The 13655-nt window shown below is 46.6% G+C and carries 10 protein-coding genes; 9 read left to right on the top strand and 1 reads right to left on the bottom strand.

What is annotated here, in order from left to right:
• Positions 1–157: 157 nt before the first annotated feature.
• Positions 158–706, bottom strand: a complete 549-nt coding sequence (locus DCS96_RS00470) for a hypothetical protein (RefSeq protein WP_116472428.1) — start codon at positions 704–706, stop codon at positions 158–160.
• Positions 707–1176: 470 nt separating this feature from the next.
• On the opposite strand from DCS96_RS00470, the gene DCS96_RS00475 reads away from it, so the two are divergent.
• The 9 genes from DCS96_RS00475 (at position 1177) to DCS96_RS00515 (ending at position 13474) form a co-directional block, all read left to right on the top strand.
• Positions 1177–1719: a polysaccharide biosynthesis/export family protein gene (locus tag DCS96_RS00475; protein ID WP_116472429.1), complete on the top strand. Its 543-nt coding sequence runs from the start codon at positions 1177–1179 to the stop codon at positions 1717–1719.
• A complete protein-coding gene (locus tag DCS96_RS00480) occupies positions 1719–3926 on the top strand; it encodes a GumC family protein (RefSeq protein ID WP_116472430.1) in 2208 nt (735 codons plus the stop codon). The genes DCS96_RS00475 and DCS96_RS00480 overlap by 1 nt, the downstream gene beginning before the upstream one ends.
• Before the next feature lie 472 nt (positions 3927–4398).
• Complete coding sequence (tviB, locus tag DCS96_RS00485) at positions 4399–5679, top strand: Vi polysaccharide biosynthesis UDP-N-acetylglucosamine C-6 dehydrogenase TviB (protein WP_116472431.1); 1281 nt, start codon at positions 4399–4401, stop codon at positions 5677–5679.
• 171 nt (positions 5680–5850) lie between these two features.
• On the top strand, positions 5851–6951 hold the full coding sequence (locus tag DCS96_RS00490) for an SDR family oxidoreductase (RefSeq protein WP_116472432.1): 1101 nt from the start codon (positions 5851–5853) through the stop codon (positions 6949–6951).
• A gap of 134 nt (positions 6952–7085) precedes the next feature.
• On the top strand, positions 7086–8588 hold the full coding sequence (locus DCS96_RS00495) for a lipopolysaccharide biosynthesis protein (RefSeq protein ID WP_116472433.1): 1503 nt from the start codon (positions 7086–7088) through the stop codon (positions 8586–8588).
• Between the two features lie 218 nt (positions 8589–8806).
• Positions 8807–9934: a glycosyltransferase family 4 protein gene (locus DCS96_RS00500; RefSeq protein WP_116472434.1), complete on the top strand. Its 1128-nt coding sequence runs from the start codon at positions 8807–8809 to the stop codon at positions 9932–9934.
• 94 nt (positions 9935–10028) lie between these two features.
• Positions 10029–11147: an EpsG family protein gene (locus DCS96_RS00505; protein ID WP_116472435.1), complete on the top strand. Its 1119-nt coding sequence runs from the start codon at positions 10029–10031 to the stop codon at positions 11145–11147.
• Positions 11132–11995 (top strand): glycosyltransferase family 2 protein, encoded by an 864-nt coding sequence (locus tag DCS96_RS00510; RefSeq protein ID WP_116472436.1) that lies wholly within the window; start codon positions 11132–11134, stop codon positions 11993–11995. Before DCS96_RS00505 ends, DCS96_RS00510 begins: the two co-directional genes overlap by 16 nt.
• Before the next feature lie 123 nt (positions 11996–12118).
• The gene (locus tag DCS96_RS00515) at positions 12119–13474 is read left to right on the top strand and encodes a phenylacetate--CoA ligase family protein (protein ID WP_116472437.1); all 1356 of its coding nucleotides are present in this window, start codon (positions 12119–12121) and stop codon (positions 13472–13474) included.
• Positions 13475–13655 lie beyond the last annotated feature (181 nt).

A 13655-nucleotide genomic window follows, 5' to 3' on the forward strand; every position in this document is an offset into this window, starting at 1 on the left:
CGACGCTCCTACAGCGGAGGTGCGACCCCGCGGCGAGTTGGCCGGCAGGCCATAAAAACACAGCAAACCCGGCCCAGGCCGATAAACTTTGCCTCCCCACCATGCGCCGTCGGCGCATTCTTTAGCTCCTCTTACTCCTTCAAACTTTTCTTCCCCCTCAGCTTGGGCTGGCGGGGTCATGTCTACTACTCCTGTTGCTTTCTGGTTGGGGCGCGTTTTGTGGCGATTTGTGCTGCTTGTAAATAACGGAAGACAAGCCATTGCTCACCGCATTGTCTATTGCCCGTGTGGCGCCGGGCACGGAGGATTTGGCGGCTTTGGCGATATTTTTAGATTGGTTGGGAGCGGCTGCTACCGCGGCTTCGACCACTGTCGCTACCAGGTTTGGAGAGTCGGCCAGCGCCCTGGAGGTGGCGCTCACAATGGCTGTGGCCAGATGTGGGCGAACGGTAACCATGGTGTTGACCGCAGCCTTGATGGTAACGGCAGCCTCATCGGCAGGGGTGATCGCCGCTACCGAGGCGACTAACTTTTCCATGGTAGCAGTGATATCCTCTGCTTCTCTGGCATTTCGTATGGCATTGCTCTGATCGTTGCTTAGCCTTACTCCGGCTGTGGTCAGTGCGTCCAGATCGGCCTGGGCGGCAAGAACAGAGCCGGCAGCGAGGAGGGCAACCAGCAATAAGGCGGGAGATGTTTTATGCATGGGGAGCTGCCCTCTCTAAGTATCTAATATCAGTGCAGTTACAACCAATACGCGCCGGCAAAAGCAGGCAAGTTTGAATCCTTCTTAATGCTGAGCGACCGGTTATCTTTAAATGGGCCTTACGCCTGAACCTAGTGTAGAACACGGATAAAAATTAGCCTACATACCCAATTCCGGTTCGGCTGGAGCAAAGAGACTTTCCATCGGTTACACAGATTTTGCGGCAAGGACTTTGTGCATATCCTATGCTTTTACCTATGAAGCATCCTGCTTTTGAAGCTTGTTTCACTTTTCGGATTCAAATGGATTGAACCGGAGAGAAATAGCAAAGTGCAAGGCTTTTGATGCCACTGATGGTTATAAAAGGTAAGCAAATGTTTGCCAATGGAAATATCAACTGAGCTAACGCTGTTTCAGCAATTAATACCGGAGGCTGCTTTACCTTTGTTAGTAGTTTAAAGGGAATTAACATGATGAAGGTGATAGGAATATTGTGCATCTTATTGGGTTTTGGGCTGACCATCGGGGCTGCTCAGGCTCAATATATCGACTCGCGTTATATCCTGGGTCCGGGTGATAAAATCCGCATCAGTGTATTTGGTGAGGCAGACTTGAGTTTTGACCGGGTACAACTCAACGATGCCAGTACTTTCTCCTATCCTTTCCTGGGCACAGTCAGCGCCAAAGGAAAAACCATCAAGGATGTTGAATATCTTATTACCAAAGGCTTGAGGGGCGATTATCTGGTCGACCCCAAGGTGACGGTGAGTATCCTTGAATACCGTGAATTCTACGTTAATGGTGAAGTGCGTAATCCCGGTGGTTATCCGTTTCAGCCCGGCATGACATTGCGCAAGGCGGTGGCGCTGGCCGGCGGCTTTAGCGAGCGGGCGTCGCGCAGCGCTTTCTATATTATTCATGACCAAGATCCAAACCGAAAATCCAGGAAGGCCAACCTGGATACCCAGGTGATGCCCGGTGACATTATCACCATAGAGGAGAGCTTCTTCTAATGGACATCATTAAACTCCCCGGTGTTGGCCATGATGAAAAGAAATCAATGGATCTTTTGGCCCCAGTTCTGCTTTGGCGTTTTATTGCCGGCCGTATATGGAGCATTATTTTTTTCACCCTGATCGTGGCCACCTTGACAGTTCTGCTGGTCTCTAATATGACCCGAATTTACCGGGCTACAGCCACGCTGCTTTTTGAAAACAAGGCGGCCAATGTTTTGTCTATTGAGCAGATCTATGGCGTGGAGGGGGGAGATGATTATCTGGTCACACAGTTTGAATTGCTCAAGTCCAGGGCATTGGCCGAGCGGGTGGTACGCAACCTGGGCCTGGATACTCATCCTGAGTTTGACCCTCGACAACAACCTGGGCCCTTCATTGACTGGCAGTTCTTGCTGAGCAAGCTGAATCCCATTATCAAACCGGAGCAGCTTGAAGAAGACGTAGAACCGGTAGCACTCAGTGAAATCGACATTTTCGATCAGGTGGTCGAGGATTTTCAGCGGCGAGTAAGCGTTTCGATAGTGGGTCGAACTCAGCTGATAGAGGTCAGTACAGACATGGCTGATGCCACCACCGCTGCCCTGGCTGCCAATGCCCTGGCCGATGGATATATAGAAAGCCAGTTGGAAGCCAAGATGGAAATGACCCAAACCGCCACCAACTGGATGAATGAACGTCTTATTTCCCTGAAAAACACCCTGAGTGATTCTGAGCGTCGGCTGCAAGAATTTCTGGAACAAGAAAACCTGCTGAATCTTGAAGGCATTACGACCGTCAGCGCCACCGAGTTGAGTGGGATCAGTGGCAAATTGACCGATGCCCGCCAGGAACGCAATGCGGCGGAAAGCCAGTATAACCAGTTGATGGCAATGAAAGGTGCAAGTTATCGTCGGCTGGCCAGTGTGCCGGCAGTGATGGCCGACCCGCTTGTGGCCCAGTTCAAGGCGGCCGAAGCCACTGCTAATGCCAAGGTTCAGGAGCTTTCCCGCCGGTACGGCTCTAAACACCCTGCCATGGTGGTGGCCCAGACCGAACTAAACTCGGCCCGGGCCAATTTGAAGGCCCAGGTAGAGCAGGTGGTGGCGTCCATTAAAAACAGTTATCAACTGGCGGTGGCCAGTGAGCGCGGCCTGCAAAGTTCGTTTGAGCAAAACAAGGAACAGGTTCAGAGCATTAGTCGCAATGAGTTTCGCTTGCGTGAGTTACAGCGCGAGGTAGAAAGCAACCGTACCTTGTACGATACCTTTATGACCCGGCTGAAAGAAACCACGGCAACCCAGGATTTGGATACGGTCAATGCCAGGGTGGTAGACCGGGCCTTGGTGCCCAAGAGACCCATTAAACCCCAGATGCTAACACTGGTTATGGCTGCTTCTGTGGTTGCCTTGATTGTCGCCACGGGAGTGGTGATTTTACAGGGGGTACTGGATCGCACCTTCAAGGGTGATGAAGAGGTGGAAAATAACCTGAATCAGCCGGTGCTGGGAGTCATTCCCCTGGTCAAGGGCAAGCCAGGCAAACTGACGCAATTATTCAGGCAAGACACCGATCCGGCATTTTCCGAATCGATACGCTCCCTGCGCACCAGTTTGGTGCTTGCAAGTATGGATCGCAGTTACAAGGTCATCATGGTGACCTCAAGTGTGCCAAGTGAAGGCAAGACGTCTCTTTCCAGCAACCTGGCTATGGCATTGGGACAGATTGAAAAAACGCTGCTGATAGATGCCGACATGCGCCGGCCATCCATCGCGAAAACATTCGACTTACCGGCAGGTACGCCGGGCCTGGCCAACCTGATTATCGGTAGCGCCGAAATTCAAGACTGTATTATTAAGCTTGAGGGAATTGATGTAATAACAACAGGTACAGTGCCACCCAACCCTCAGGAATTACTGTCTTCAGAGCGGCTTTCAGGGATTTTGAAGCAACTGGAAGCCCAGTATGAACGGATTATTATTGATACGGCACCTACTCTGGGAGTGAGCGATGCCTTATTGCTGTCGCGTTATACCAACGCGGTGATTTTTGTAGTGAAAAGTGATGCTACCTCTATTCCCGTTGCACAATCCGGGCTGGGTAAATTACTGCAGGTGGGAGCACCTGTGAAAGGAGTTGTACTTAATCAACTGGATGTGAAAAAGGCTCAAAAGTATGGCTATGGGTATAGCGGGTATTATGGTGATTACAATAAGCCTGAAGCCTGAAGCCTGAAGCCTGAAGCCTGAAGCCTGGAGTGTGTTTTGGTTAGTTTTTTTTCGTACTGCCGGCCAATTTGCTTATGGAACGGTTGAGTTATTATGGCCCTTGAATAAGGTGTGCTCGTTATCACTTATAATCTCTGGTTGATTATTATGTGATGCATTATGCTCACTGGTTATTTGTTTTCGAATTGCGGGTTGATAGGGATAAACCAATAAACCCGGCTGGCGGTAGCGTGCTTTATTATTGTGGGTTGTTTCTTCATGATGTTCTAATTATCGCGTTTAATAATGGAACTGTGTTTATGCATCGTGACTCAACACTTGTCAGCCACGCTGTACCATCTCTACATTTTAGGGAGTCTGGCAAGCCATTAATGTAACTTTGCCAGGAATGGTTGTTTGAAAGTTGTCTTGTTTTACCGATGTATTGTCTTGTTGGTAATGACAAGGGGTAATGTGTGTTAATGGAGTTATCATGCAGATACTATCGGAGCACACTCGGATTGCAGTTATTGGCCTGGGTTATGTAGGGTTGCCGTTAGCAGTCGAGTTTGGAAAGAAATACCCTACTATTGGCTTTGATATAAACAAACAGAGGGTGGATGAATTACACTCGGGGCGTGATCATACACTGGAGGTGAGTGCTGACGAGCTGAGTCAGGCAAATAAGTTAATATACAGCTCAGAAACAGAAGAGCTACGAGTTGCAACCGTTTATATTATTACCGTACCTACTCCGATAGATAAACATCGTCAACCCGATCTGACGCCACTTAAAAAAGCCTCTGAAATTGTGGGGGGGGTGATAAAAAAAGACGATATCATCATTTATGAGTCTACTGTCTATCCGGGGGCGACAGAAGAAGACTGTGTACCTGTGCTGGAGAGAATATCCGGTCTCAAGTTCAATGAAGACTTCTATGCCGGCTACAGCCCGGAAAGGATCAACCCGGGTGATAAAGACCACAGGGTCGCCTCCATTATGAAAGTGACATCCGGATCTACCCCGGAAGTGGCTGACTTTGTCGATGTCCTCTATGGCAGCATAATTGGTGCCGGTACCCACAAGGCCGGCAGTATCAAGGTGGCTGAAGCGGCCAAGGTGATTGAGAACACCCAGCGTGATCTGAACATCGCCTTGATTAACGAGCTGGCAGTCATTTTTAACAAGATGGGGATTGACACCGAAGCCGTGCTCAAGGCTTCTGGGTCAAAGTGGAATTTCTTGCCGTTCCGCCCCGGTCTGGTTGGTGGCCACTGCATTGGCGTTGACCCTTATTACCTTACGCATAAAGCACAGGCCATTGGCTACTATCCGGAAGTCATTCTCGCCGGCCGTCGCATCAACGACGCCATGGGCCGCTATGTGGCATCTCAGTTGGTGAAGGGTATGCTCAAACGCCGTATTCATGTCAATGGTGCCAAGGTGCTGGTCTTGGGCCTGACCTTTAAAGAGAACTGTCCTGATATCCGCAATACCAAGGTGGTGGATATTATCCGCGAGCTGAAAGAATACGGGGTAAAAGTAGACGTATTTGACCCTTGGGTAAATACAGCCGAGGCTGAACAGGAGTACGGTATTGTCCCTGTTCTGGCGCCGGAGCAAGGTGCATATAATGCGGTTATTCTGGCTGTTGCCCATCATCAGTTCCGCTCACTTGGCGCCGGGGGTATCAAGGCGTTTACCAAGCAAGAGCATGTTATCTATGACCTTAAGTATGTGTTAAGTGCCGAGGAAGTTGATATCAGGTTGTGATGGATGCATTGCAGCTTGCTGCCTGCACTTAGTCGGCTGACGAACCGAACATCCAGTGAATGTTTTTAACCTTATCCAACGCAGGTGGCCTTGGACTAGGGCGTGCCTGCTCTCGGATCTGATTTTTGTAGCACATTTAGGAACAGTTATTTATATATAAAGAGGGTTGCCATGACTCGTTATGGGAAAATCCAGAAAGACCTTCAAGCCAATCCAAAAGTGTGGCTTATTACCGGAGTCGCCGGGTTCATCGGTTCTAATTTACTCGAATCCTTGTTGAGGCTAAATCAGTATGTTGTAGGCTTGGATAATTTTTCAACCGGCTATGCACATAATCTTAATGAAGTCGAAAAGCAAGTTGGTCCTGTCCAGTGGGCGCGATTTCACTTTATAGAGGGTGATATATGTAGCAAGACAGATTGTCAGTGTGCAATGTATTATCCTGGGGCCTTATATGAAAAACAGGGTGAAAAAGACTTGGGCTCTTCAGGAGAAGAACTGATAGTGAGTGTTGATTACGTCCTCCATCAGGCCGCCTTGGGCTCAGTCCCTCGTAGTATTGCTGACCCTGTTGCTACCAATGCCGTTAATGTCGATGGTTTTTTAAATTTATTAAATGCAGCCAGAGAAGCGAGAGTTGAAAGTTTTATTTATGCTTCCAGTAGCTCCGTCTATGGAGATCATCCCACGTTACCCAAGAAGGAGGAGCATATCGGTAATCCACTGTCACCATACTCGGTGACCAAGTATGTTAACGAGTTATATGCAGGTGTATTTTCAAAAGTATATGGTATTAATAGTATAGGTTTGCGTTATTTCAATGTTTTTGGTCAACGACAAGATCCCAATGGTGCTTATGCTGCAGTGATCCCGATATGGACGGCAGCCATGATAAAAGATGAAATTGTGTACATCAATGGCGATGGTGAAACCAGTCGCGACTTCTGCTTTGTCGAAAATGTTGTACAAATGAATATCTTGGCGGCTACCGCCCCGGATGAGGCTAAAAACACCGTATACAACGTGGCCGTGGGAGATAGAACCTCACTTAACGCCCTATTTTATGCCCTTAAATCGGCCCTGGCCGGTTGTGGTGTTTTCTATGAAAAAACACCTGACTATCTAGGTTTTCGTGCCGGTGATATTCGACATTCCCAGGCAGATATCAGTAAAGCCAGAGATAAAGTGGGCTACACTCCAACCCACCGTATTGGTGACGGTCTCGGGCAAGCCATGCCCTGGTATGTAAAAAATATTAAAGGGGATCTTTAATGCCCGGCGGTAAAGCGTATTCAAGCAGGTGCAGTGATTGTCATGGCACACCGGAGAAAACAGGTTGTTGATGATATGATGAGGTTGATATCAAGGCGATGCTTTGGAATATTAGACTCTAGAGCAAACCATTGATGACCAAAGTAAAGTCTGCGACCGAAAACGGTTATGTGACTAATGTAGATAAAGCCGATATGGCCGGTAAGGCCCGCAAGGGAATAAAATGGTCTGCCGTGCAGATTATTGCCCGTAATGTCCTGAGTTTGGGAACGACGGCGGTATTGGCACGTCTTCTAAGCCCTGGTGATTTTGGCCTGGTAGGCATGGTCGCTACCCTTACGGCCTTGTTGCAGATATTTTCCGATATGGGCCTGAGCTGGGCCACCATCCAGAGCCAGCAGCTGAGCAAGGATCAAATCAGCAATCTATTCTGGATAAATACCGGTGTTGGCCTATTGCTCTGGGGTATTTGTATATTGGGTGCTCCCGGTGTAGCCAGTTTCTACGGTGAGCAGGAGCTTATAGGAATCACGGCCGTCCTTGGTGTCAGCTTCCTGCTGAGTGGCTCCGCCGCTCAACCCATTGCATTGCTGAACCGCACCATGAATTACAAAGCTGCAGCCCAGATCGAAGTTTTTTCCATCATTGCTGGTTGTGCTGCTGCACTGGTCAGTGCCTTTTGGGGGGCAGGCTATTGGGCCCTGGTTATTCAAAGCGTGGTGAATGCAGCTGTACGTGCGCTGTTGGCATTTCCCATGAGTGGTATTACCATTTTTTTCCCAAGGAAAGATGTGGGCACTCGTAAATTGGTCACATTTGGTGGGCTAATGGCTACAAGCGGGCTTTTTAATTATTTGGCCTGTAGTCTGGATAGTGTCCTTGTCGGTAAATACTGGGGGGCGGAAGCCCTTGGGTTTTATAATCGGGCATATTTTTTAATGTTGTTACCAAGTGTTCTCAGTTCGGGAGTGCTGACAAAGGTGATGGTGGCAGCACTCTCGGTTATAAACGATGATCAAGAACGTTTTGCTGCTGTGTTTAGAAAAGGCATTAAGTTCTCCTTGTTTGTTGGTTGCCCTATGGCGCTAGGATTGATACTGACAGCCGATGAAATGGTTTTTATCATATATGGCGCTCAATGGCAGCCCACGGTACCTATCTTTATGTGGTTAAGCATTATCAGCATAGCGCAGCCAATCAATAATGCTGCTAGTTGGCTTTTTACCGCAGCGGGCAAGGCAAAAGCCTACCTCTACTTCAATGTGATTGCTGGCCTTATTCTTGGTGTTTGTTTTTATTTTGCAGCGCCGTGGGGAACACTGGCCATTGCGAGGGTGAATGGGATTGTAATGGGGTTTGGTATTATATCCTTTTCTCTCTGGTTGTCTCACAGGGTTTCGGGGTTGTCTCTCAAAGAAACTGTTTTATGTGTTTTACCTGTTGCCCCCTGTCTTTTTTTGATGGCAGTTTCTGTACTTATTATTGAGTATGCTTGTGAGTTGTTTGTTCTTGGTTTTATGGCCACCTTGGTGCTGAAGGTTTTCGCTGGTGTTGTGTCATATATCTTGTTTTCCTTTATGTTTATGGGCGACTTTTTAAGGAAAGATATTATTCCTTTTTTGTGGGTGAATAAGTGAAGTGATTAATTTTGTGTTTTTATCTAAATGGCTGCTACTAATGCCACATAATGTCGAGACAGAACTCAGGATTCGATAAGCAGACACTCCGCAACAAGAGGGAGTTACGGCGAGTCTGCGTTCGAGCCTGATTTCTGTAGGCACAGTTAGGAACAGTTATTTAGGTTTACCTCGGAGCCTTGGTTGGCTGTCGGATATATAAAGGGTTGAGGCAGGTGATGAATGACCTTGTTCTTTTGAGCTACGATTATCCCCCCAATGATGGTGGAATCAGCCGGTTGGCGGCGGCGTTTTCATCGGGCCTTGCCGCTGATGGAGTGGCGGTAGAGGTTTGTACCCTTGGCGGTAATGCCACCTCGGAGGGGCTGCCCCGTCCCGAGTTGGCCACAGTCGAGCTGCCACGCAGCAGAATCTGGCGTGAGTTTGCTTTGTTGCGTTATCTGCTTTCCCGCCCCAAAAACATCAGGATCATCACCACGGTCTGGAATCCGGAGGCAACCTTGGCCTGGCTGTTGGGGCGACGAAATCTGTATGTACTGGCCCATGGCAATGAGGTCATGCCGTATCCCCAGGGAATGACATTCAGGCTGAAAGCCTGGCTGCGCAAGAAGGTGCTGGCTTCAGCCCGCTGTGTGATCTGCAATAGTCGCTATACAGAACATCTGGTCAGCTCGATAGCAGTCGATGCCACTACCGCCGTGGTAAACCCGGGTGTCGATACCGCACATTTCAATGTTGAGTTGACACAGGACGAGGCCAGGGCGCGGCTGGGTCTGCCTCAAAACAAGCGCCTGTTACTGAGTGTTTCTCGCATCGATGACTACAAGGGGCATGATGTCGTACTGGATGCTCTGGTTGCCTTAACAGAAGAGCAGCGCCGGCAGTTGCATTATGTGGTTGCGGGTAAGGGGGGGCACCTGAAAGCGCTGCAACGGCGAGCCAGCGAGCTTGGTCTGGAAGCCTCTATCAGCTGGCTGGGGTTTGTAGCAGATGAGTCATTGCCCCTGCTTTATAAGGCGGCAGACCTTTTTGTGCTGTGCACCCGCGAAGATAAAGCCCTGCGTGGTGTGGAAGGCTTCGGGATGGTGTTTCTCGAGGCGCAGGCTGCCGGTCTGGCGGTGGTCGGGACCAGAGCCGGGGGCATACCCGATGCCGTCCGGGAGGGGCGGGGGGGCTGGCTGATCGATCAGGATGACAGCCTGGCCTTTGGCAAGCACCTCGAAACCTTGCTTAACAGACCCGAACAAGTAAACGAGCAGGGACGTTTGGGTCAGGAGCGGGCCCGTACCGAGTGCGGCTGGCGTCAATACACGCAGAATCTACTGGATGTTCTGGAAAAATATTGATGAGTTACCTTAATTCTGGATCGATGAGGACGGTATTTGCATCAGTTATTATTTTCTCCCCATGTAAAGGCAATTACGTGAACGGCCGACTTATATGTTTTTAAATTTTGTTTTTTACAGTTTAATTGGTGTTTTTTTTATCGTTTTTTTTATAAAAAAAGACCATGAACTTGCCAGGGAGGGAATGGTCCTTTATGTATTTATCTCGGTGATTTGGCTGTGGATGATATTGGTTTTTCGCGAGCCTGTGGGAGATCCAGGGCGTTATGTCCTGGAACTCGATTTCATTGCTGGACTTGGTTTAGATGAGCTGCTTAGCTTCGATAAAGTGCCATTGGGGTTTGCCCTGTTAAACTGGCTAACCGCACTTGTCAGTACAGATTCTGCTTTTTTCTTCTCGATGGTATATGTTTTCTGCGTCGTTCCATTGTATCTATCCTTTCGGGAGCGATTCGACAAGGTTGATGCTGCCGTATTGATGATGCTGTATCTGCTATATCCTTTTTATCTAAGCGGTCTGGGTAACATTTTTAAGCAGGGAATTGCATCCGGATTTATGCTCTGGGGCTTAACCTGTCTGTTGGATCAGGAAAAGCCAAAGACAGTCAAGGGAATAATGATTCTTTTTTCCTCGGTATTATTCCATTCGGCATTTTTGATTCCAATTTTTTCTGTTATTGCCTGGTATGTTTTTTTCAGAAAAAGACATATTGCTTGGGCGCTGTGGTTGCTTGGAGGGGCTGTGACTATTGCCATGTTTGGTTTGAGCGAGGCGGTAGTTACAGCTTTTATTCCAAAGGATATCATTGAGGATCTGGGGTTTGGAGTATATTTTGATACTAACTACCGTTTGAATGGCAGTTTTTTACTATTGAACTATGTCACGGGGTTTAGACTGGATTTTACTCTCTTTACTATTATGCCTTTGCTCGGGGTTTTGTATGTTAGACGGAAGGTTGATTTAGCCGTTAGTGATGAGATGATTAAAGTTTATTGTCTTCTTTCAACTTCATATTTCTTGCTGTGTTTTATTCCGTATGCGGATAGGCTGGCTTCTATCTCCTGGTTTATTGTGCCTTATTTAATTTATTTTTATCTTTCAAAAAGTTACATGAAGGGTATGCGTGATCAGCTTGTTATTATCACAGTGGCTTTTCATGCAGTACTCATGCTGGATTATAACAAGGAGTATTTTCAATGGTTACCATTCTAACGCCGACCTATAATCGAGCACATACTTTGCCCCGGTTGTTTTATTCACTACTTGAACAGACCACACATGATTTCGAGTGGTTGGTGGTTGACGATGGCAGTGATGACAATACCGAGTCAATTATTGACGAATTCAAAAAAGATTCGCCATTTCCTGTTCGATATATTAAAAAAAACAACGGTGGAAAACATACGGCTCTTAATGTTGGGTTTATTAAGGCGGATCGAGAATGGATTTTTGTTTTGGATAGTGACGACTGGCTTAGAAATGACTGTATCGATAAGATAATATCAGAATTGACCAGCAATGACTTTAATTATAACTCACTTTCATTTTTGAGGGTGTATGAAAGTGGCGAGGTGATAGGTGATCCTTTTCCTGACGGGTTAAATGATTTTTTAGATAGGGAGCTATTTAAAGTAAAAGGAGATAAGGCCGAGGTGTTTAACAAGAGCTGCCTTGAGGGATTTTGCTTTCCATCATATGACGGTGAGAATTTTATGGCAGAGGCACCCTTGTATATATGGTATGGGCAACGTTTTAATACAAGGTTTATAAACTATGGTGGGTACATTTGTGAGTATCAGAGTGATGGCTTAAGTACTAATAGTATAATAAATAGATATAAATCATTGAATTCTACCCTTTATGTCACAGAGGTGAAGTACAAAGCGCATGATGATTTTCCATTTAAGGCTCGGGCGGCTATTAACTGGTGGCGCTTCAAATCCTCTCGTATTGCCATGAAGAAAGAGTGGCGACCTCCTCTTGTTTACCTTCCGATTGGTATGCTGCTGTTTCTTTTTGACTTGGTAAGAGGGAGAAGAATTCCACTATCAAGAGTTTGATTTTCAAAATAAACAACTGTATAGAAAGTTATTTATATTAGCGATTTTACCGCGGTCTGACTTTTTTGGGTGTTATTGTTGCGCTATATGGCTGTTGTGATATAACCAGGAGGTTAGGAAATCATGAAGGAGTTTATTTTAAAGTATGCGCCATTATTAATCCAGAACATGGCTATTAGCGTGTACAATAGCTTTTTATATAAAGTTCGGCATGCAGGAAAATATAAGGTATTAAGGGATTATTATGCTCTTTTCGATAGGGCGGATATAAAGCTGGTCGAAGAAGAGGCCAGGAGGCGTTTAAAAATATTTTTAGAAACAGCGACATCAGACTCTGAGTGGTATAGAAAATTCAAAGGAAAGTCATTGAATGAGTTTCCTGTATTGGAAAAAGAAGAGCTGATCAATAATTTTGAAACGATCAGAACAGTTCCAGATAGAAAATCCATTGTTAGTTATACGGGGGGGACTACCGGTGCATCGATGAAGGTGGTTTATACTTATCCAGATATGCAGGAGCGTTTTGCATTGATTGACCACTTTCGAGCTAAGTATGGATATAAACTAGGAAAGCGTACTGCCTGGTTTAGTGGTAGAACGTTAGTTCAGACTAAAGATTTGAAACGTGGAATATGCTACCGAGATGACTATATAAATAAAATTAGATTTTTTTCAAGCTTTCATATTAGCGAAGATAACTTTGATATTTATTGTCGTGCCTTTCGCGAATTCAAGCCTGAATTTATAGTGGGGTCACCATCCAGTGTGTATGATTTGTGTAAATTTGCCTTGAAAAGGGGACTTAAGGCAAAAGGTATTGTCAAAGTCTTCTTCTCGACGGCTGAAACTGTTTTACCTCACCATTGTGAAGTTATTGTTGATGTTTTAGGGTGCGAGATTGTTGATCAGTATGCATCATCAGAAGGGGCCCCGTTTATTCTTCAATGTAAATCCGGCTCTATGCACATTCACCCATTAAGCGGTTTTTTCGAAGTGGTAGATGAAGAAATGAACCCGGCAACAGAAGGTGAGATGTTGGTTACTTCATTTACCACACATGGTGCTCCATTAATTAGGTATAGAATCGGTGATAGAATCAAATTGGCCCCCAATGATTATAAATGCCCATGTGGGTCCCCTTTTCCGGTGGTTGAAAGTATTGATGGTAGGAGTACAGACTTTATATGGTCACCTGAGAACGGAAAAATTAACCTTGGTAATATAAGTAATTGTACAAAAAACATTTATGGGTTGATTTGTTTTCAAGTTATCCAATGCCATGAAAATGAAATTAATGTAAAGGTTGTCTGCTCCTCAAGATTCGATGAAAAGGAAGAGGCGAGGTTTTTGAAAGCGATTAAGGTGCGGGTAGGAATGAATATGGTAGTTAATATTGAGCGTGTTTCCAGTATACCAAGAGAAAAAAGCGGAAAGTTCAGGATTGTAAAAAATACATTGGTTTTAAATAACTGTTCCTAATTCTGCTACAGAAATCAGGCTCGAACGCAGACTCGCCATAAACCCATCCTTGGGGGCGCCGCCGCGCCACTGACCGCCACGCATGGCGGGAATACGGGAATGGCAGGCGCATTTTCCGGCCCAGGCGCGAGGGTCTGTTTACTGGACCCTGACCTCTTCCTCTTAATGTTGCGGTATTTGT

The organism is Zobellella maritima, assembly GCF_003075035.1.
Classification (GTDB): domain Bacteria; phylum Pseudomonadota; class Gammaproteobacteria; order Enterobacterales; family Aeromonadaceae; genus Oceanimonas; species Oceanimonas maritima.

Coding starts and splice junctions, on each gene's coding strand:
- DCS96_RS00515 (WP_116472437.1), top strand. CDS start 12,119: ATGAAGGAGTTTATTTTAAAGTATGCGCCATTATTAATCCAGAACATG.
- DCS96_RS00495 (WP_116472433.1), top strand. CDS start 7,086: ATGACCAAAGTAAAGTCTGCGACCGAAAACGGTTATGTGACTAATGTA.
- DCS96_RS00510 (WP_116472436.1), top strand. CDS start 11,132: ATGGTTACCATTCTAACGCCGACCTATAATCGAGCACATACTTTGCCC.
- DCS96_RS00480 (WP_116472430.1), top strand. CDS start 1,719: ATGGACATCATTAAACTCCCCGGTGTTGGCCATGATGAAAAGAAATCA.
- tviB (WP_116472431.1), top strand. CDS start 4,399: ATGCAGATACTATCGGAGCACACTCGGATTGCAGTTATTGGCCTGGGT.
- DCS96_RS00500 (WP_116472434.1), top strand. CDS start 8,807: ATGAATGACCTTGTTCTTTTGAGCTACGATTATCCCCCCAATGATGGT.
- DCS96_RS00470 (WP_116472428.1), bottom strand. CDS start 706: ATGCATAAAACATCTCCCGCCTTATTGCTGGTTGCCCTCCTCGCTGCC.
- DCS96_RS00475 (WP_116472429.1), top strand. CDS start 1,177: ATGATGAAGGTGATAGGAATATTGTGCATCTTATTGGGTTTTGGGCTG.
- DCS96_RS00490 (WP_116472432.1), top strand. CDS start 5,851: ATGACTCGTTATGGGAAAATCCAGAAAGACCTTCAAGCCAATCCAAAA.
- DCS96_RS00505 (WP_116472435.1), top strand. CDS start 10,029: ATGTTTTTAAATTTTGTTTTTTACAGTTTAATTGGTGTTTTTTTTATC.